General features: G+C 68.7%; 21 protein-coding genes. 15 read left to right on the top strand and 6 right to left on the bottom strand.

Features of this window, described 5'->3' with window-relative positions; genetic code table 11:
* Positions 1-49: 49 nt before the first annotated feature.
* Together AC0LPE_RS17755 and AC0LPE_RS17750 are read right to left on the bottom strand one after the other, a co-directional pair.
* A complete protein-coding gene (locus AC0LPE_RS17755) occupies positions 50-541 on the bottom strand; it encodes a SixA phosphatase family protein (RefSeq protein ID WP_490604912.1) in 492 nt (163 codons plus the stop codon).
* Positions 538-1,350: an acyl-[acyl-carrier-protein] thioesterase gene (locus AC0LPE_RS17750; RefSeq protein WP_490604911.1), complete on the bottom strand. Its 813-nt coding sequence runs from the start codon at positions 1,348-1,350 to the stop codon at positions 538-540. Before AC0LPE_RS17750 ends, AC0LPE_RS17755 begins: the two co-directional genes overlap by 4 nt.
* Before the next feature lie 166 nt (positions 1,351-1,516).
* Here AC0LPE_RS17750 and AC0LPE_RS17745 point away from each other — a divergent pair, with 166 nt between their 5' ends.
* The 4 genes from AC0LPE_RS17745 to AC0LPE_RS17730 all read left to right on the top strand — a co-directional run bounded on the left by AC0LPE_RS17745 (position 1,517) and on the right by AC0LPE_RS17730 (position 4,499).
* Entirely contained in the window at positions 1,517-3,193 is a 1,677-nt protein-coding gene (locus AC0LPE_RS17745; protein ID WP_255025756.1) for an FAD-dependent oxidoreductase, read from the top strand.
* 89 nt (positions 3,194-3,282) lie between these two features.
* On the top strand, positions 3,283-3,738 hold the full coding sequence (locus AC0LPE_RS17740) for a Rieske (2Fe-2S) protein (protein WP_490604910.1): 456 nt from the start codon (positions 3,283-3,285) through the stop codon (positions 3,736-3,738).
* 25 nt (positions 3,739-3,763) lie between these two features.
* Positions 3,764-4,153 (top strand): YidH family protein, encoded by a 390-nt coding sequence (locus AC0LPE_RS17735; protein ID WP_174556260.1) that lies wholly within the window; start codon positions 3,764-3,766, stop codon positions 4,151-4,153.
* A 13-nt stretch (positions 4,154-4,166) separates the two neighbouring features.
* Complete coding sequence (locus AC0LPE_RS17730; RefSeq protein WP_006552269.1) at positions 4,167-4,499, top strand: DUF202 domain-containing protein; 333 nt, start codon at positions 4,167-4,169, stop codon at positions 4,497-4,499.
* Here AC0LPE_RS17730 and AC0LPE_RS17725 read toward each other — a convergent pair.
* Positions 4,486-5,511, bottom strand: a complete 1,026-nt coding sequence (locus AC0LPE_RS17725) for a YeiH family protein (protein WP_490604909.1) — start codon at positions 5,509-5,511, stop codon at positions 4,486-4,488. The two genes, AC0LPE_RS17730 and AC0LPE_RS17725, sit on opposite strands and share 14 nt — an antisense overlap.
* A gap of 101 nt (positions 5,512-5,612) precedes the next feature.
* On the opposite strand from AC0LPE_RS17725, the gene AC0LPE_RS17720 reads away from it, so the two are divergent.
* On the top strand, positions 5,613-6,506 hold the full coding sequence (locus AC0LPE_RS17720) for a LysR family transcriptional regulator (protein WP_019291245.1): 894 nt from the start codon (positions 5,613-5,615) through the stop codon (positions 6,504-6,506).
* A 23-nt stretch (positions 6,507-6,529) separates the two neighbouring features.
* Here the strand turns inward: AC0LPE_RS17720 and AC0LPE_RS17715 are convergent, their stop codons facing one another.
* On the bottom strand, positions 6,530-7,393 hold the full coding sequence (locus AC0LPE_RS17715) for an EamA family transporter (protein WP_172414862.1): 864 nt from the start codon (positions 7,391-7,393) through the stop codon (positions 6,530-6,532).
* Positions 7,394-7,487: 94 nt separating this feature from the next.
* Between AC0LPE_RS17715 and AC0LPE_RS17710 the strand changes: the two genes are divergently transcribed.
* From AC0LPE_RS17710 to AC0LPE_RS17700, 3 genes are all read left to right on the top strand, one after another.
* Positions 7,488-8,282 (top strand): TIGR03084 family metal-binding protein, encoded by a 795-nt coding sequence (locus AC0LPE_RS17710; RefSeq protein WP_490604908.1) that lies wholly within the window; start codon positions 7,488-7,490, stop codon positions 8,280-8,282.
* A gap of 105 nt (positions 8,283-8,387) precedes the next feature.
* Positions 8,388-9,536: an acyl-CoA dehydrogenase family protein gene (locus tag AC0LPE_RS17705; RefSeq protein WP_490604907.1), complete on the top strand. Its 1,149-nt coding sequence runs from the start codon at positions 8,388-8,390 to the stop codon at positions 9,534-9,536.
* Positions 9,537-9,603: 67 nt separating this feature from the next.
* Positions 9,604-10,764 carry an acyl-CoA dehydrogenase family protein gene (locus AC0LPE_RS17700; RefSeq protein ID WP_006552263.1) on the top strand — a complete coding sequence of 387 codons (1,161 nt, stop codon included), beginning with the start codon at positions 9,604-9,606 and terminating at the stop codon, positions 10,762-10,764.
* Here the strand turns inward: AC0LPE_RS17700 and AC0LPE_RS17695 are convergent.
* On the bottom strand, positions 10,761-11,420 hold the full coding sequence (locus AC0LPE_RS17695; protein ID WP_121208906.1) for a TetR/AcrR family transcriptional regulator: 660 nt from the start codon (positions 11,418-11,420) through the stop codon (positions 10,761-10,763). The genes AC0LPE_RS17700 and AC0LPE_RS17695 overlap by 4 nt on opposite strands.
* 162 nt (positions 11,421-11,582) lie before the next feature.
* On the opposite strand from AC0LPE_RS17695, the gene AC0LPE_RS17690 reads away from it, so the two are divergent.
* The 7 genes from AC0LPE_RS17690 to tuf all read left to right on the top strand — a co-directional run bounded on the left by AC0LPE_RS17690 (position 11,583) and on the right by tuf (position 18,005).
* Positions 11,583-12,212 (top strand): TetR/AcrR family transcriptional regulator, encoded by a 630-nt coding sequence (locus AC0LPE_RS17690; protein WP_019291249.1) that lies wholly within the window; start codon positions 11,583-11,585, stop codon positions 12,210-12,212.
* Positions 12,213-12,222: 10 nt separating this feature from the next.
* On the top strand, positions 12,223-12,774 hold the full coding sequence (locus tag AC0LPE_RS17685) for a DUF3558 domain-containing protein (RefSeq protein ID WP_051121622.1): 552 nt from the start codon (positions 12,223-12,225) through the stop codon (positions 12,772-12,774).
* The gene (locus AC0LPE_RS17680) at positions 12,771-13,304 is read left to right on the top strand and encodes a DUF3558 domain-containing protein (RefSeq protein ID WP_006552259.1); all 534 of its coding nucleotides are present in this window, start codon (positions 12,771-12,773) and stop codon (positions 13,302-13,304) included. The genes AC0LPE_RS17685 and AC0LPE_RS17680 overlap by 4 nt, the downstream gene beginning before the upstream one ends.
* Positions 13,305-13,628: 324 nt before the next feature.
* Positions 13,629-14,003, top strand: coding sequence for a 30S ribosomal protein S12 (rpsL, locus tag AC0LPE_RS17675; RefSeq protein ID WP_006552258.1), 375 nt, complete (start codon positions 13,629-13,631; stop codon positions 14,001-14,003).
* Complete coding sequence (rpsG, locus tag AC0LPE_RS17670) at positions 14,003-14,473, top strand: 30S ribosomal protein S7 (protein WP_016690891.1); 471 nt, start codon at positions 14,003-14,005, stop codon at positions 14,471-14,473. The genes rpsL and rpsG overlap by 1 nt, the downstream gene beginning before the upstream one ends.
* 146 nt (positions 14,474-14,619) lie before the next feature.
* Positions 14,620-16,722, top strand: coding sequence for an elongation factor G (gene fusA, locus AC0LPE_RS17665; RefSeq protein ID WP_024101663.1), 2,103 nt, complete (start codon positions 14,620-14,622; stop codon positions 16,720-16,722).
* A 92-nt stretch (positions 16,723-16,814) separates the two neighbouring features.
* A complete protein-coding gene (gene tuf, locus AC0LPE_RS17660) occupies positions 16,815-18,005 on the top strand; it encodes an elongation factor Tu (protein ID WP_016690893.1) in 1,191 nt (396 codons plus the stop codon).
* A 101-nt stretch (positions 18,006-18,106) separates the two neighbouring features.
* Here the strand turns inward: tuf and AC0LPE_RS17655 are convergent, their stop codons facing one another.
* Positions 18,107-19,270, bottom strand: coding sequence for a serine hydrolase domain-containing protein (locus tag AC0LPE_RS17655; protein ID WP_490604906.1), 1,164 nt, complete (start codon positions 19,268-19,270; stop codon positions 18,107-18,109).
* Positions 19,271-19,327 lie beyond the last annotated feature (57 nt).

Below are 19,327 nucleotides of genomic sequence, written 5' to 3'. Positions count from 1 at the left end.
CGAGCGTCCCGTGGCAGTTCCGCTCGGGGTGGGTCGCTCGGGACGCGGGTCAGCGCGGGATGTGGAAGTCCACGAGTTCGGCGGTGCCTCGCGACAGTTCGGACCAGGATCCGCTCACCGTGAGGACCGCGATCGCGGAGGTGGGGAACTTCTCGGCCACCTGATGGGCAGCGTCGGTGCTGTGATCCGTGATGAGCCCGAGGACGGTCGCGGAGAGGGTCGGCTCGTGCCCGATGACGAGCAGGGTGTGCACGTCGTCGGCCGTTCTCCGGATCTCGGCGACCAGGGATTCCGGATCGGCGTGGTACAGGCTGTCGCGGTACTCGACGGGAGCATCCACGGCTGCTTCGGCGAGTGTCTTGCGCGTCCGGGTCGCGGTGGAGCACAGAACGGCGTCCACTTCGGGCAGGTTCGCCCGGATCCAGCGACCGGCGAGTCCGGCCTCGCGGCGTCCGCGGGGGGAGAGGGGACGCTCGTGATCGTCCACGTCGTCCGGGTACGCGGACTTGCCGTGGCGCAGCAAGATCAGGGTACGGGTCATGGGGTCCACCGTAGAGCGTCCGGTTTCCGGCCGATCCACGCGACCGCGCGAGTGTGATCCTCGACCGTGAACCAGACCGTCAGTCCGTCCTCTCGCAGGGTCGTCCGCAGTGTGAGGGTCTCGCCGGCGGCGACGGGGCGCAGGTGTTCGATCACCGCCCGGTACGGCGCGTCCGGGATGTCCGGCCGGAGGGGCAGGAGCTCCTCGAGGCCGTGCCAGTAGACGGCGTTGTTGACGTGCCCGAACGGGTCGAGGTCGGTGGCGCGTAGGGGGAAGACGCGTTCGTCGTCGAGCTCGTCGGGTGCGCGAGCGGGCAGCCACGCCGTCCACTTCAGGCGTGTGTCGTGCGCGTAGCGGGCCATGTGCTCGAACAGGCCGTCGCTGATCCGGGTGGGGACGCCGGTGGTGGGACCGATGTCGATCCAGAACGCCGCGGTCTCGATCAGCGGGCCGTCCGGGGCGTCGCCGGGGTCGTCGAAGCGGACCCGCACGTTCGCCCACCGCGTCGACAGGGCGTCGCACCAACGTCGCAGCCGGAGCGTGCGGCCGTACTCGGCGGGGCGGTGCACGTCGACGATCGTGCGCCGGACGATCCAGAGCGGGTCGGTCTCGGACGCGCCGACGGCGGCGAGGTTGTCGGTGCCGATGTCCTGGAGATAGCGGGCGATGCCGTCGAGCCGCAGTCGCTTACCGGTGTCGACGTCGCCGGTGCGGACGGTGCGCTCGGTGGAGAAGGGGTTCGCCTGCTCGGGCAGTTCCGTCAGCGGTCGCGTCCGAGGCAGATCGGTGCTCGGCGTCGACGTGGCCATGTGTCCCCCCGGGTCGGATGTCCGATCGTGCGATTCTCGCAGTTTCGGTGGGCGGTCGCAGGTTCTCTTGCGAACCCACGGCGACAGCCGCTACAGTCGAATTAACTGTTACGGATCGTTACATGAAATTCGCGGACGCTCCGCCCGGCTGCCGAGGACCCTTCCCATGGCCTATGTGATCACCCAGACCTGCTGCAACGACGCGAGCTGCGTCGCAGTCTGCCCCGTGAACTGCATCCACCCCTCGCCGGACGAGCCCGAGTTCGCCACCGCCGAGATGCTGCACATCGATCCGAAGACCTGCATCGACTGCGGCGCCTGCGCCGACGCGTGCCCGGTCGAGGCGATCCTGCCCGACGACAAGCTCGATCCCTCCCAGATGCGGTTCGCCGAGATCAACGCGGCCTGGTACGAGGACCACCCGGCGCCGGAGGGGTGGAAGCCCCTCGTGCCCACCCCGGCGCCTCCGCGCGATCGTGGAACGCTGCGGGTCGCGATCGTCGGCGCCGGCCCCGCGGCCTGCTACGCCGCCCAGGAACTGCTCGAACGTTCCGAAGTCGAGGTCGAGATGTTCGACCGGCTCCCGACTCCCTTCGGCCTCGTGCGCGCCGGTGTCGCCCCCGATCATCCGGGGACCAAGGCGGTCACGGAATCGTTCGAATGGTCGTTCCGGCGCGAGGAGTTCGCCCTGCACCTTGCCACCGAGGTCGGTCGCGACATCACCCACGCCGAACTGCTCGAGCACCACCACGCCGTGATCTACGCGACCGGTGCGTCGTCCGACCGGCGCCTCGGGGTCGCCGGTGAGGACCTGCCCGGCAGCCACGCCGCCACCGAGTTCGTCGCCTGGTACAACGGCCACCCCGACTACGCCGACCGCACTTTCGATCTGTCCGGCGAACGCGCCGTCATCGTCGGCAACGGCAACGTCGCCCTCGACGTCGCGCGGATACTCACCATGGACGTCGACGAACTCGCGCGCACCGACATCGCCGACCACGCCCTGACGGCGTTGCGGAAGAGCAACATCCGCGAGGTCGTCCTGCTCGGCCGGCGCGGCCCGGCCCAGGCCGCGTACAGCAATCCGGAGTTCCTCGCCCTCGGCGACCTCACCGGAGTCGACGTCGTCGTCGACGACGCCGACCTCGAACTCGATCCGGTGAGCGCCCGGGCCGTGGAGGAGGACGCGGCGACCGCGCTGCGCGTCCGTCTCGCCCGCGAGTACGCCGGCCGGCCCGTCCGTCCCGGGCACCGCCGCATCGTCTTCCGGTACCTCGCCGCGCCGAGCGAACTGCTCGGCGACGACCACGTGACCGGCGTGCGGATCGAACGCACCGAACTCGTCGACGACAGTGGTCGTCTCTCCGCCCGACCCACCGGCCGTTTCGAGGACCTGCCCGCCACGCTCGTACTCCGGTCGATCGGCTATCGCGGCGTTCCGCTACCGGGTGTGCCCTTCGACGACGTCCGCGGGGTCGTTCCCAACACCGGCGGTCGTGTGGACGCCGGCGTCTACGTCACCGGGTGGGCCAAGCGCGGCCCGAGCGGCGTCATCGGCACCAACAAGGGATGCGCGAAGGAGACCGTCGCCGCGCTGCTGGCCGACTTCGACTCCGGTGCACTCGCCGCTCCCCGCGGCGACCGTCGTGCGCTGAACCGGTTGCTCGCACAGCGCAGGCCCGATCGGGTGGACCTGGACGGCTGGAAGACCATCGACGCCGCCGAGCGGCAGGCCGGACGAGCCCAGGGTCGGCCGCGCGTCAAGATCACCGATCGCGAGAGCCTCGTCGAACTCGGTCGTCGCCGACGCCGTCTTCCGCTGCTCGCCTCGTTGCGTCGTTGACACAGCCGCGGGTGACGCAGGTCGCGGCCTGCCCGGACGTTCGTCGATAGGCTCGGGAGAACCGAATCCCGACCCGAACGGACATGTGCATGAGCAGCGACAACCTCGACCGCACGGCGCTCACGCGCCGCACCCTCATCAGCGGCGCCGGTGTGGTGGCGGCCGGCGCGGCCCTTACAGCCTGCGGATCGTCCGGCGACACCGGCGAGGCGCGATCGGCGGTGCCCGCACCGACCACGACGGCGCCTCCCGGACCCGATGCGGAGGTCGTCGCCGCCGTCGCGGACGTGCCGGTCGGCGGAGGCGTCATGCTCGAATCGAAGAGGCTCGTCGTCACCCAGCCCGCAGAGGGCGACTTCCGCGCGTTCATCGCGATCTGCACCCATCAGGGCTGCAATCTCAGCGGTGTCGAGGACGATCGCATCATCTGCCCGTGCCACGGCAGCCGGTACGACCTCGACGGCGCGCCGGTCGAAGGACCGGCGAAGCGGCCGCTGAAGACCCGTCCCGTGGCGGCCCGCGGGTCCGATCTCGTCGTGGGCTGATCGGTCCGGGGATAGAGTCCGCTCCGTGGAGACCAGCGGAGGCCGGCGCCCGAAGGCGCTGCACGGTTGGCGCCCGAAGGCGCTGCGTGACGGTACGGACCCGGACCCTCGTTTCACGCTGGCCAACGAGCGCACCTTCCTCGCGTGGGTGCGGACCGCGCTCGGCGTCATCGCCGCGGCGGTCGCGCTGGAGACCTTCGCGGGCGGCATCGTGTCGGAGGGGCTCCGCACGGTGCTGGCGTGCGTGTTGCTCGGATTCGCCGCTGTGCTCACGGTGTTCGCGCTGATCCGCTGGCACCGCGTCGAGCACGCGATGCGCACCGGACGGGCACTCCCGGTGCCGTGGGTGGCCTATCTGCTCGCCGTGGCCCTCGGGGTCTCGGGGGTCGTGCTCGCCGTCGCGATCGCCCGGTGAGACGAGCCGCACCGTGAGCCGGGACGATCTGCGGCACGGCGACGTCGGTCTGCAGCCCGAACGGACGAGTCTGGCGTGGCTGCGCACCGCCTCGGTGCTCGGTGCGGTGGTGCTCGGATTCATGCGGTTCGTGCCGGGCCCGGGTGCCGTGGTCGCGTCGATCGGCCTGATCTGCCTCGTGCCCGTGCTGGCGGTGCTGCTCGCCTCCCGGATCGGTCACCGCGCGCGAGTGCGCGGTCTGGTCGCGGGTCGCGCGCCCTATTTCTGGTGGCGCAACGTCGCGGTCTCCGCCACGGTCGTGGTGCTCGCGATCTCGTCGGCCGTCCTGATCGTCACCGCCCGCTGAGTGACAACACGCCGATCAGGGCTATCGCCGCGACCCAGACGGTCGCCGCTGCCGCGAGTGCGATCGGGCGCCATCCGACCCCGCGAAGCACCTCCCGGCGCACCCCCGCGCCCAGGGCGAACATCGCGACCGTCAGCAGTGCCCTCTGCACCGTGCCCGCAGCCTCCACCACGATCGGATCGAGCAGTCCGGTCGAGCGCAGCGCGACACACGCGAGGAAGCCCAGCAGGAAGACCGGCACGATCGGGGGAGTGCGCTCGTCGCGGCGGCCCTCACCGCGCCGCCGGGCGACGACCCCGACGATCGCCACGACCGGAGCCAGCAGTGCCACCCGCGCGAGCTTGACCGTCACGGCCGCGGCGAGCACCCCACCGGCGGTGGCCTCGAGAGCGGTGCCGGTCGCGACGACCTGGGCGACCTCGTGGATCGCCGCACCCGCCCACAGACCGGCGGTCCCGGGGGTCAGCCCGAGCATCCCGGCGGCGAGCGGAACGAGCGGGATCATCGCGGTGCCGAAGACGACCACCAATGCGACGGTGGTGACGAGTTCGCGTTTGCGCGAATCGATCACACCGTCGACCGCCGCCGCGGCCGCGGCTCCACAGATCGAGAAGCCGCACGCGATGAGCAGGCGCTGGGTCCAGCCCACCCCGAGCCACCGGCCGAAGGCGAGCGAGCCGCCGATGCCCGCGACGACGACGGTCGCCGCGACGATCGCTGTGCCCCACCCGAGGTCGACGAGATCGGAGACCGCGAGCTGCACGCCGAGCAGCGCGACGCCCACTCGGAGCAACCGCTTCGATGCCGTACCCAGACCCGGCTCCAGAACCTCGACCACCGGTGCGGGCAGACCGACGTTCGCCACGACCACACCCAGGACGATCGCGACGAGCAACGGGCTCGCCCCGGGGATCAGGTGCGCTGCTCCCAGTGCGACGACCGCGCCCGCCGCGGCCACCAGGAGACCCGGGACGACGGTGGGCCGGGACACGGGCGCGTGGACGGTGAGCATGCCTCGACTCTTCCGTTGCAGCGGTGTCCGCACCAGCCGTCGATCGGACATGAGCTCATATCGAATGGATATGTGCAGAGGGTCCGGCATATCGTTCGTGCATGACCAGCTGGCCGGATCTCGTCGCTCTGGAACTGCTCGTCGGGGTCGACGACCGGGGCGGGCTCGGCGCCGCGGCCCGCGCGGCCGGTCTCGCCCAGCCCAACGCGACCCGCATGCTGCGCCGGCTCGAACGGCAACTCGGCGCGGTCCTCGTGCGGCGGGGCCGCACGGGTTCGGTGCTCACCCCGGAGGGCACGGTGGTCGCGCACTGGGCGCGGGAGGTCCTGGCCGACGCGGAACGCCTCCTCGACGCCGCTGCAGCACTGCGCGTCGAACAGCAACCCGAACTGGTGGTCGCGGCGTCGATGACGGTCGCCGAACACCTCATCCCGCGGTGGCTCGGCGCCTTCCGCACGCTCCGCGACGACGTCCAGATCCAGTTGCAGGTCCACAACTCGATGCGGGTGTGTGACGTCGTCGCCGAGGGCGGATGCGACGTCGGGTTCGTCGAGGGGCCGACGGTTCCGGAGGGACTGCACAGTGTCGCGGTGGCACGCGACCGCCTGGTCGTGGTCGTCCCGCCGCAGCATCCGTGGGCACGGCGGCGGCGCCCGCTCACCGTGGCCGAGTTCGCGGCGACACCACTGGTCGTCCGCGAGGAGGGGTCCGGTACCCGCCGCACCCTCGACCTCGCGTTGCAGGAGTACGACCGGGCCGCACCGCTGCTCGAACTCGGGAGCGGAGCCGCGGTCCGCACGAGTGTGCTCGGGGGCACGGGCCCGGCGGTGCTGAGCACCCTGGCGGTGGAGGAGTATCTGGACTCCGGCCGGCTCGTCGCGGTCGCGGTGGACGGACTCGACCTGCAGCGTGTGCTCCGCGCGGTCTGGAGGCCGCCGCGGGTGTTGTCCGGTCCGGCGGGGGAGTTGGTCCGACTGATCACCCGTACCCGCTGACCGGGCCTGCATCCGGTACCGGGTCACGCGCGCGAGTGCTGCAACGCGCCGGCTCCCGCGACCACGACGAGTGCGATGCCTACGAGGGCGAGAGGTTCGACGACCTGCCCCAGCACCAGAGCGCCGGCGAGCGCTGCGGCAGCGGGCTCGAGCGCGATGAGGATCGCGAACACCTTCTTCGGCAGGTCGCGCAGGGCACGGATCTCGAGGGTGTACGGGATCGCCGACGACAGCAGCGCCACGGCGAGTCCTGCGAGCGCGAGGTCGGGCCGGAGGAGCTCGGTGCCGGCGGTCGCCGCGCCGAACGGCAGGACGACGACTGCCGCGATCGTCGTCGCTCCCGCCAGTCCGGCCGATCCGGGCAGGGTCGTCGCCACACGTGAGCCGGCGATGATGTACCAGGCCCACCCCGATGCGGCGACCAGCGTGAAGGCGACCCCGAGGGGATCGAGACCGGTGGACAGTCCGGCACCGTCACCCACGCCGAGCAGGACCACTCCGGCCAACGCGAGCACCACCCACAGGGCGTCGCGGAGGCGTCGGGACAGGATCGCGGCCAGTCCGAGTGGGCCGAGGAACTCGATGGTGACGGTTGCGGCGAGGGGCAGCCGCGTCAGCCCCCCGTAGAAGGCCGTGTTCATCAGCGCGAGACTCGCGCCCAGTGTCACCACCGCCCGCCACTGTTCCGGTGTCCACGTCCGCGGCCGGGGCCGGGTGAACGCGCAGAGGATCACGGCCGCGAACAGCAGGCGCAGGGTCACCGTGCCGAGGGCGCCCGCCCGGCCGAACAGGGTCGCGGCGAAGGCCGCCCCGAACTGCATCGACAACACCGCGGTGAGGACCGCAACGACAGGCCCGACGGTGTGCGTGCGGGAGTCGTCGGCCATCCCGTCAGTCTGTCCGACAGGCCCGGACGACGTCTGCCGCAAAAAACAATCACGCGTGCTTGATTTTAGAGCTGTGACGTGTGACGCTTGCCGCATGTCCGATCTGCACACCGTGCTCGACGATCTCCGCGCGGAGGGCGACGATCTCGACGCTCTCGTTGCGAACCTGCCCGACGAGAGCTGGGCGCTGCCCACTCCGGCGGAGGGTTGGACCATCGCCCACCAGATCGGCCACCTGTTGTGGACCGACCGGGCGGCGCTCACCGCCGTCCGTGACCCGGACGCCTTCGTGAAGATGGTCGAAGCGGCGTTCGGCGACCCGCTGGGATTCGTCGACGTCGGTGCCGCGAAACAGGCGGGCCGGCCGCCCGCGGAGTTGCTCGCCGACTGGCGCGACACCCGCCGCGAACTCGCCGACGCGCTCGCCGAACTCCCGCGGGGTACGAAGATCCTGTGGTTCGGACCGCCGATGTCGCCGGCGTCGATGGCGACCGCGCGGCTCATGGAGACCTGGGCGCACGGGGGTGACGTCGCCGACGCCCTCGGTGTCACCCGCACGCCCACCGCGCGCCTGAAGAACGTCGCGCACCTGGGGGTGCGGACGCGCGACTTCGCGTACGTCATCCGCGACCGGAAGCCCCCGGCCGAGCCGTTCCGCGTCGTGCTTACCGCCCCCGACGGGGACAGCTGGGAATGGGGTCCGGAGGACGCCGCGCAGTCGGTCACCGGCCCGGCCCTGGACTTCTGCCTGCTCGTCACCCAGCGCATCCACCGCGACGACACCGCCCTCGTCGCCGACGGCCCGGACGCGGAGGAATGGCTCGGCCTCGCGCAGGCCTTCGCCGGTGCCCCCGGCGCCGGGCGCGAGCCCGGCTCGTCCGCCACCTGAGACCGCCCGCCCCACAGTCGAGACACCTCCGGCCGAGACATCTTCGACCGAAACACCATCCTCGACCGAAAACACCATCGGAGACATCGTGAGTTCGGAGACACCGTGAAGATGTGGACCACCCCCGAGCGTCTCGCCCTCCGCGAGACCGTCACCGGTTTCGTGAAGCGTGAGATCCTGCCCCACCTCGACGACTGGGAGCGCGCCGGCGAACTGCCCCGCGAACTGCACGTCGAGGCCGCGAAGATCGGCCTGCTCGGCGCCGGATTCCCCGAGGAGGTCGGCGGTTCCGGTGGCGACGGCGCCGACACGCTCACCGTGTGCGAGGCGTTCCACGAGGCGGGGGCCTCGGGCGGCGCGTTCGCATCACTGTTCACGTGCGGCATCGCCCTGCCGCACCTCATCGCGGCCGGCGATCCCGATCAGATCGACAAGTGGGTACGGCCCACTCTCGCAGGCGAACTCGTCGGGTCCCTCGCGATCACCGAACCGGGCGGCGGATCGGACGTCGGTCATCTGACCACCACCGCGGTGCGAGACGGCGACCACTACGTCGTCAACGGCGCGAAGACCTACATCACCTCGGGATGCCGCGCCGACTTCGTGGTCACCGCCGTCCGCACCGGAGGTCCCGGCGCCGGGGGAGTCTCGTTGCTCGTGATCGAGAAGGGCACACCGGGTTTCACCGTCTCCCGCAAGCTCGACAAGATGGGATGGCGCGCGTCGGACACCGCCGAGTTGTCCTTCGCCGACGTCCGCGTACCGGTCACCAACCTCGTCGGCGCGGAGAACACCGGATTCTGGCAGATCGCACAGGGTTTCGTCTCCGAGCGGATCGCCCTCGCCGCCCAGGCCTATTCTGGTGCGCAGCGGTGCCTGGACCTGACCGTCGCGTGGTGCCGCGACCGCGAGACCTTCGGCCGGCCGCTGATCACCCGCCAGGCCGTGCAGCGCACCCTGTCCGAGATGGCGCGTCGCGTCGACGTCGCGCGCGTCTACACGCGGCACGTCACCGAGCGCGCCGTGGCGGGAGAGACCGACCTGATCGCCGAGGTATGTTTCGCGAAGAACACCGCGGTCGAGGCCGGCGAATGGGTCGCCGACCAGGCGGTTCAGTTGTTCGGCGGCCTCGGGTACATGGCCGAATCGGAGGTCGAACGGCAGTACCGCGACATGCGCATCCTCGGCATCGGTGGTGGCACCACAGAGATCCTCACCGAACTCGCCGCCAAGCGGCTGGGTTACGGCGCCTGACCCACCTGTTCCCTCATGCGACCGCCCACGGCCGCGCGTCCTCTCACCCGACCCGGAAGGCATCCCCATGAGCATCATCGAGACCGAAGAACAGAAGGAACTACGCGCTGCGGTGGCGGCTCTGGCCGAGCGCTACAACTACGTCGACTACGTACTTCCCAAGTCGCGCGCGCACGAGCCGCTCACCGAATTGTGGGCGGAGGCGGCCAAGCTCGGCTTCCTCGGCGTGAACCTTCCGGAGCAGTACGGAGGCGGCGGCGCCGGCATCTACGAACTCGCGCTGGTGCAGGAGGAGCTCTCCGCGAAGGGCGCCGGGCTGCTGCTCGTCGTGGTTTCACCGGCGATCTGCGGCACCATCATCTCCAAGTACGGCACCGACGCTCAGAAGCAGGAATGGCTGCCCGGCCTCGCCGACGGCTCTTGCATCATGGCCTTCGGCATCACCGAGGCCGACGCCGGATCCAACTCGCACAACATCACCACGATCGCGCGCCGCGACGGTGACGACTGGATCCTCTCCGGCAGCAAGGTCTACATCTCCGGTGTCGACCAGGCCGACGCCGTGCTCGTCGTCTCCCGCACCGAGGACGCGAAGACCGGCAAGCTCCGTCCGGCCCTGTTCATCGTGCCGACCGATGCCCCGGGCTTCACGAAGACGCCCATGGAGATGGACATCCTCGAGCCGGACTACCAGTTCTCCCTGTTCTTCGACGACGTCCGACTTCCCGCCGACGCACTCGTCGGTGAGCCGGAGGCCGCGCTCATGCAGCTGTTCGCCGGACTGAACCCCGAACGGATCATGGGCGCGGCGATGGCAGTGGGTATGGGCCGGTACGCCCTCGACGCCGCGGTGCGCTACGCCAACGAGCGGACCGTCTGGAAGCAGCCCATCGGTGCGCACCAGGGCATCGCGCACCCGCTGGCGCAGCGCCGGATCGAGCTCGAACTCGCCAAGCTCATGATGCAGAAGGCCGCCGTCCTCTACGACAGCGGCGACGACTTCGGGGCCGCCGAGGCCGCGAACATGGCCAAGTACGCCGCGGGTGAGGCTGCGATCGCCTCGCTGGACCAGGCGATCCAGACCCACGGCGGTGCCGGCCTCACTCGGGAGTACGGCCTCGCGGCGATGCTCGGCGCCGCGCGCATCGCACGCGTGGCGCCGGTCAGCCGGGAGATGATCCTCAACTTCGTGGCCCAGCACTCGCTGGGCCTGCCGAAGTCGTACTAGGCCGACGCTTCCGAGTCGGATGTTTCCGGGTTCGAGGTTTCGGGGTTCGACACCTCGAACCCGGAGGTTCCGATGTTCGGCGGGAAGGAATCCGGCGGGAAGAAACCGGTCGCCTCCTCCGCTGGGAGCAGCGTCCCCAGCAGATAGGCGAGGGACCACCGCAACGAGCTCACGTCCTGCAGCGGCACGGTCTGCTGGTAGCCCACGAGCGTGTACAGGGCCAGCCGCGCGAACCGCTCGGCCTGGTCCCTCGAACCGAGGTACTGGGCCACCGCTTCGGCCACCACCGCGTACCGCAGGTCGTCGACCTCGCTCTGCACCTCGTGGACGCCGGAGTCGCTGTGCGACCAACCGCGGATGGCGGACTCGGCGGAGTGGGGGAGGCTGCACGCGAATTCGACGAGCAACCGGAGCCGCCGGGTCATCGAACCCTCGAGGCGCGCCGCGGCGGCGAGCTGGAGCGTCTGGCTCTCGAGCCAGTGCTGGAGGAATTCGGTCTTGAACTGCGCCCAGCTCTCGAAATAGTTGTAGAACGAGCCGGTCGTCACCTCGAGGTGACTGCACAACCGTGCCTGCTTGAGTCCGGCATGGTCGTTGGTGGCCAGGATGGCCAGCGCGGCGTCGAAGTAGTCCTCGCGCCTGACGGTGGTCGCCACGTGGTGCTCCCCTTTCCCCCCGACCTGTTATACGAGTGTACGGATGATGACCTTTGCGTACGGTCTCGGGGTCGCACGAATACCCGTTCGGCGGAAGATCAGTCGTGACGGAACGGTCGTGACCACGGGGTCGTGACAGGACAGGCAGGAACAGGAGTCCCGATGGCGCGAGAACCGAAGCAGGACCGCAGCCGCGCCACGCGGCGGCGACTGCTCGAGGCGACGATCGACTGCCTCGTCGAATCCGGTTGGGCCGCAACCACGGTGAGTGTGGTCGCCGAGCGGGCAGGAGTGTCGCGCGGGGCCGCCCAGCATCACTTCCCGACCAGGGAGGATCTCATCACCGCATCGCTCGAGTTCATGTTCGACAGTCGCATCGAGCGGGTCCGCACCGAACCGTTCGACGTGCCCGAGGGCGTCGGCCGCACGGAGGCGGTGGTCGAGCGCATCGTCGACCAATGCACCGGCAACATGTTCAAGGCCGCCCTGCAGGTGTGGACGGCCGCGGCGGCCGATCCGGCTCTGCGCGAGATGCTCCTGCCGCTCGAGGAGAAGTTCGGCCGTGTCTCGCACGCGGTGGCCGTCGAGCAGCTCGGTGCCGACGACACCGACCCGGTCGTGCACCGGACGGTGCAGGCGACCCTGGATCTCGCGCGCGGCCTCGGCCTGGCCGACGTGCTGACGGACGACTCGGCCCGCCGGCGGGAGATCGTCCGTCACTGGGCCGCGCAGCTCGACGAGGTGCTCCGGGAGTCCTCGAGTCGTCGCACACAGGTGGGCCCGGCTCGGTAGTCTTCCCGCCATGCCTCTCCCGCGCATCGGAAGGACGGCGGCTGCCGTGGCGACGGTCGGTCTCATGGGTCTCGGTGCGGCGGCGTGCGGGAACTCCGACGACGCCGGACAGGTCGAGACCTCGCCGACCGCGTCTGTCACCGACCCCGGCCCGCTGTTCGACGAGTGCGGCGCGATGTCCGACGACGAGGTGGCGGCGGCTTTCGGTCTCGGCAGTTTCACGACGGTGACGCGCAACTCGGTGGGCTGCGAGTGGGAGATCTACGTCGGCGGCCCCAGCGTGAGCTTCTCGTGGTACCGGGGAAGTCCCATCGGCCGCGAACGCGCCGGCTCCGATCTCATCGGCCGGCCCGCCGCCGACGTCGAGATCGGGGGACGGTCGGGTTTCATGGGGTCCTATCAGAACGAGCTGGGGCAGACGACGCTGTGCGAGATCGGCGTGGAGTTCGGCGGCGACTTCGTCCACTGGTCGGTCTCGTACTCGAACCTCACGCCCGTCGCCGACGCCTGCGTCGTCGCTCGCGGACTGGCCACCACGAGTGTGGAAAGGGTGCAGAAGTGAACGCCCGCCGCTGGGGTGCCGCACTCGCGACCGTCCTCACGACGGGTGCTCTGCTCACCGGATGTACCCGCACCATCGAGGGGCGGGCCGTCCCGGAGGGGATCGGCGGCGGCACGGGCGCCGAGTTCACCCGGCTGCTCACCGAGTGCGATGCGGTCGCCGACGAGAAGATCGCCGAGGCCGTGGGCGCGGACTACGTCTATCGCGGGTTCTTCGGTGCGATCTGCCGCTGGGACGGCGAGGGGCCCACTGGAGTAGTGAAGGTCACCTTCAACTGGTTCGAGACCGGTTCCCTCGACCACGAACGCGCCGCCGCCGAGGGGCTCGGCTACGAGATCGAGAACACGACCATCGAGGGCCGGCGGGCACTGCAGATGCGCCGACCCGGCGATCCGCTGTCGTGCGGGGTCAGTTCCGGGGCGTCGACGACCGGCATCTTCGGCTGGTGGGTGCAGTACACCTCCGGGGGAGCGGACCCGTGTGAAGCTGCTGCTACGTTGGCCCGGCTCACACTGAACCTCAGCAGTTGACGGTGTGTGCGGATCCTCGGGAGGGTGCGTGCTCCTCACTTTGACCTCATGCGCGCACGCCGGGTATCGTTGTGGGTCGTGTCCGGCATGCCCGGGCCGGTCTGTGTGCCTATGCGAGGTAGTGCCGTGCGCGTGGTCTGTAGATATCTGCAGGAACGAGCCCCCGGCTGCCTGTGTGGGGGTACGCGACACACCCGACCTCGTGTGCACACGAGGGGCGAGTGCGGGGCAGCAGCTTTCTTGCCCCAACCGATGGATCCCTAATTTCAGAACAGCCGAGGTTGCTCGAAGTGAGCAGCTTCAGACAACGAAGAAAGCCGGTTAATGCCAACCATCAATCAGCTGGTCCGCAAGGGCCGCCGCGACAAGGCCGCCAAGGTCAAGAGCGCGGCGCTCAAGGGCAGCCCCCAGCGTCGCGGTGTGTGCACTCGCGTGTACACCACCACCCCGAAGAAGCCGAACTCGGCTCTCCGTAAGGTCGCCCGTGTGCGCCTGACCTCCCAGGTCGAGGTCACCGCCTACATCCCCGGTGAGGGCCACAACCTCCAGGAGCACTCGATGGTGCTCGTGCGTGGCGGTCGTGTGAAGGACCTCCCGGGTGTGCGCTACAAGATCATCCGCGGCTCGCTCGACACCCAGGGTGTCAAGAACCGCAAGCAGGCTCGCAGCCGCTACGGAGCGAAGAAGGAGAAGGGCTGATGCCACGTAAAGGTCCCGCTCCCAAGCGCCCGCTGATCGCCGATCCGGTCTACGGTTCGCCGCTGGTCACCCAGCTGGTCAACAAGATCCTGCTGGACGGCAAGAAGTCCACCGCCGAGCGCATCGTCTACCAGGCGCTCGAGCAGGCTCGCGAGAAGACCGGCACCGATCCGGTCGTCACCCTCAAGCGCGCGCTCGACAACGTCAAGCCCGCCCTCGAGGTCCGCAGCCGTCGCGTCGGTGGTGCCACCTACCAGGTGCCGGTCGAGGTTCGCCCCGGTCGTTCCACCACCCTCGCCCTGCGCTGGCTGGTGACGTTCGCGCGTCAGCGTCGCGAGAAGACCATGGTCGAGCGGCTCGCCAACGAGCTCCTCGACGCGAGCAACGGCCTCGGCGCATCCGTGAAGCGCCGCGAGGACACGCACAAGATGGCTGAAGCCAACAAGGCGTTCGCGCACTACCGCTGGTGAGTCGTCGCCGACCGGGAGATGCCGTCATCACGGACCTCCCGGTCGGCTGCTCGCACAACTGTGTCGGTCCCGTAAAGGCCGGCTGACAACACAAGAACATGTGGTCCGCACCCAAGGACCGACACGAGCTACGAGCGGGGTTACCTGTGGCACAGGAAGTGCTGACCGACCTGAACAAGGTCCGCAACATCGGCATCATGGCGCACATCGATGCCGGCAAGACCACCACCACCGAGCGCATCCTCTTCTACACCGGTGTCAACTACAAGATCGGTGAGACGCACGACGGTGCCTCGACCACCGACTGGATGGAGCAGGAGAAGGAGCGTGGTATCACCATCACCTCCGCTGCTGTGACCTGTTTCTGGAACAAGAACCAGATCAACATCATCGACACCCCCGGCCACGTCGACTTCACGGTCGAGGTCGAGCGGTCGCTGCGCGTCCTCGACGGCGCAGTCGCCGTGTTCGACGGCAAGGAGGGCGTCGAGCCCCAGTCCGAGCAGGTCTGGCGCCAGGCTGCCAAGTACGACGTTCCGCGCATCTGCTTCGTCAACAAGATGGACAAGATGGGCGCGGACTTCTACTTCACCGTGCAGACGATCATCGATCGCCTGGGCGCGAAGCCGCTGGTCCTCCAGCTCCCCATCGGTGCCGAGGATGCCTTCGACGGCGTCGTCGACCTCGTCGAGATGAAGGCGCTCACCTGGCGTGGCACCACCGACATCGGCACCGAGGCCACGGTCGAGGAGATCCCGGCCGACCTCGCCGACAAGGCTGCCGAGTACCGCGAGAAGCTGCTCGAGACGGTCGCCGAGTCCGACGAAGAGCTCATGGAGAAGTACTTCGGCGGCGAGGAACTCACCGTCGCCGAGATCAAGGCGGCCATCCGCAAGATGACCGTCAACTCCGAGCTCTACCCGGTGCTGTGCGGCTCCGCCTTCAAGAACAAGGGCATCCAGCCCATGCTCGACGCGGTCATCGACTACCTGCCGAACCCGCTCGACATCGGCGACGTCATCGGCCATCAGGTCGGTAACGAAGAAGAGGAACTGCGTCGTAAGCCTTCGAAGGAGGAGCCCTTCTCGGCTCTCGCCTTCAAGATCGCTGCGCACCCCTTCTTCGGCAAGCTGACCTTCGTCCGCGTGTACTCCGGCCGGATCGACTCGGGCACCCAGGTGCTCAACTCGACCAAGGGCAAGAAGGAGCGCGTCGGCAAGCTGTTCCAGATGCACGCCAACAAGGAGAACCCGGTCGACGAGGCGGTCGCGGGCCACATCTACGCGATGATCGGCCTGAAGGACACCACGACCGGCGACACCCTGTGCGCGCAGGACGCCCCGATCGTCCTCGAGTCGATGACCTTCCCGGACCCGGTCATCCAGGTCTCCATCGAGCCGAAGTCGAAGGCCGACCAGGAGAAGCTGTCGACGGCCATCCAGAAGCTCGCCGAAGAGGACCCGACCTTCTCGGTCGAGCTCGACGACGAGACCGGCCAGACCGTCATCGGCGGTATGGGCGAGCTCCACCTCGACATCCTCGTCGACCGCATGAAGCGCGAGTTCAAGGTCGAGGCCAACGTCGGCAAGCCGCAGGTCGCGTACCGCGAGACGATCACCAAGCCGGTCGAGAAGCTCGAGTTCACGCACAAGAAGCAGACCGGTGGCTCGGGTCAGTTCGCAAAGGTCATCATCGGCCTCTCGCCGTTCGTCGGCGAGGACGGCGCGACCTACGAGTTCGAGAACAAGGTCACCGGCGGTCGCATCCCGCGCGAGTACATCCCGTCGGTCGACGCGGGTGCTCAGGACGCCATGCAGTACGGCGTGCTCGCCGGCTACCCGCTGGTGAACCTGAAGGTCACCCTCATCGACGGTGCGTACCACGACGTCGACTCGTCCGAAATGGCGTTCAAGATCGCCGGCTCGCAGGCACTGAAGGAAGCGGCCCGCAAGGCCGCCCCGGTGATCCTCGAGCCCCTCATGGCGGTCGAGGTCACCACGCCCGAGGACTACATGGGTGAAGTGATCGGCGACCTGAACTCCCGCCGTGGCCAGATCCAGGCCATGGAGGAACGCAGTGGTGCCCGTGTCGTGAAGGCGCTGGTTCCGCTCTCGGAGATGTTCGGTTACATCGGCGATCTGCGGTCGAAGACCCAGGGTCGTGCGAACTTCTCCATGGTGTTCGATTCCTACGCAGAGGTTCCCTCGAACGTCGCGAAGGAAATCATCGCCAAGGCGACCGGCGAGTAGCCTCCGGGTTATCCCTCGGTCACCTGCACGACCAAGTAATACAAACCGCACTGCTGCATACAGCAAGCAACAACAGTCCAGGAGGACATCCAGTGGCGAAGGCGAAGTTCGAGCGGACCAAGCCGCACGTGAACATCGGCACCATCGGTCACGTCGACCACGGCAAGACCACCACCACGGCTGCGATCACCAAGGTGCTTGCCGACAAGTTCCCCGACCTGAACGAGAGCTTCGCTTTCGATCAGATCGACAAGGCACCTGAGGAGAAGGCTCGTGGTATCACGATCAACATCTCCCACGTCGAGTACCAGACCGACAAGCGCCACTACGCGCACGTCGACGCCCCGGGTCACGCGGACTACATCAAGAACATGATCACCGGTGCCGCCCAGATGGACGGCGCGATCCTGGTCGTGGCCGCCACCGACGGCCCGATGCCCCAGACGCGTGAGCACGTGCTGCTCGCCCGTCAGGTCGGCGTTCCCTACATCCTCGTCGCCCTGAACAAGGCCGACATGGTCGACGACGAGGAAATCCTCGAGCTCGTCGAGATGGAGGTGCGCGAGCTCCTCGCTTCGCAGGAGTTCGACGAGAACGCTCCGGTCGTCCCGATCTCCGCTCTCAAGGCTCTCGAGGGTGACGAGAAGTGGGTCCAGTCGATCGTCGACCTCATGCAGGCCGTCGACGACTCCATCCCGGACCCGGTCCGTGAGACCGACAAGCCGTTCCTCATGCCCGTCGAGGACGTCTTCACCATCACGGGTCGTGGCACCGTCGTCACCGGCCGTATCGAGCGTGGCGTGATCAACGTCAACGAAGAGGTCGAGATCGTCGGCATCCGCCCCGAGTCGACCAAGACCACGGTCACCGGCATCGAGATGTTCCGCAAGCTGCTCGACCAGGGCCAGGCCGGCGACAACGTCGGTCTCCTCGTCCGCGGCATCAAGCGCGAGGACGTCGAGCGCGGCCAGGTCGTCGTCAAGCCGGGCACCACGACTCCCCACACGGAGTTCGAGGGCCAGGCCTACATCCTCAACAAGGAGGAGGGCGGCCGCCACACGCCGTTCTTCAACAACTACCGTCCGCAGTTCTACTTCCGTACCACGGACGTGACGGGCGTTGTTACCCTCCCCGAGGGCACCGAGATGGTCATGCCCGGTGACAACACCGAGATGTCCGTCAAGCTGATCCAGCCGGTCGCCATGGACGAGGGCCTCCGCTTCGCGATCCGCGAGGGTGGCCGCACCGTCGGCGCCGGTCGCGTCACGAAGATCATCAAGTAGGCACCGCCTACGGGATCATCAAGTGAGCTAGTCCTCACTGACGCTCGAACGGCGTCCACCCTCCGGGGTGGGCGCCGTTCGGCGTTTCGGGATCACGGCGATCAGCCGACGATCTCCTTCAGCTGGTTCGCCACGGGGGTCACCGGTTCCTCCCCGTCGGCGGTCGGGATGTCGCTGTTCACGGCAGCGACGACCACGGCCTGCCGTTCGGGCAGATATCCCACGTAGGTGTTGAAACCGGGGAGCTCGCCCGTGTGGCCGAGCCAGCCGTTCTCGATACCGAGCCCGAGACCGTAGGCGCGGGTGTCGGTCGCACCGGGGATGTCGAACAGGAACGAATCGAGACGGAGCTGCTGCATCTCGGGGGAGAGGATGCCCTCGCCCGTCCCGAGGGCCGTGCCCCACAACTCGAGATCGTCGACCGTGGAGATCACCGCGCCGGCCGACCATCCCCACGACGGGTTCCAGTCGGTCGCATCGGCCGTCTGCCCGTCCGGCTGTCCCTGTTCGGTGATCCCGTACAGGTGCGGTGACGCGATCGCCGCGTCGGTGGGCATGACGGTCTCGGCCATGCCCAGGGGCTCGAAGACGTTCACCCGGAAGTACTCGTGCAGGCTCTGCCCGGAAACCTGCTCGACGACCAGCCCGAGCGCGATGAAGTTGGTGTTCGAGTACTCGAACCGCTCGCCGGGAGCGAAGTTCGGTGCGTCGCCGCGCACGAAGTCGAGGAGCTGGTCCGGGGTCCACGGGGCCTCCGGATCGGCGAAGAGCCGCTGCTGGAATTCCTCGTCGAAGGTATAGCTGGGGATACCGCTCACCATCGAGGCCAGCTGCCCCAGAGTGGCGGTGTCCCCGTTCGGCAGACCCGGCACATAGCGGCCGATCGGATCCTCGAGCGACAATTCGTCGTCCTCCGCCAGTTGCAGCAGAGCGGTGACCGTCATCGTTTTCGTGATGCTGCCGATACGGGTGTGATCGTCGGGGCCGGGCTCCTCCGATCGATCCGCACCGATCGTGCCGGACGCACCGGTCCATTCGTAGTCCGGAGTGACCACGCGCGCAACGACTCCGGGGAAACCGACCTCCTCGCGCATGCGGTCGAGCACGTCCTGGAACTCGTCGGCGGGCGCCTCGCCGGTAGCGGTCGAATCCGTAGCCGTCGCCTCGGATGTTGCGGCCGGCGGTGATTCTTCGGCGGTGTCGTTGCCGCAGGCGGCCACGACGGTGAGCATCACGGCGGACAACACGATCGGTAATCGGCGCACGGCATTCTTCCCGGTCGAGACGACGGTGTGAGGACGACAGTGATCAGTATGTGCCGT

The organism is Rhodococcus sp. S3, from assembly GCF_058211795.1.
The sequence above is the reverse complement of the archived record's forward strand: the minus strand, read 5'-3'. Positions and strand labels throughout refer to the sequence as shown.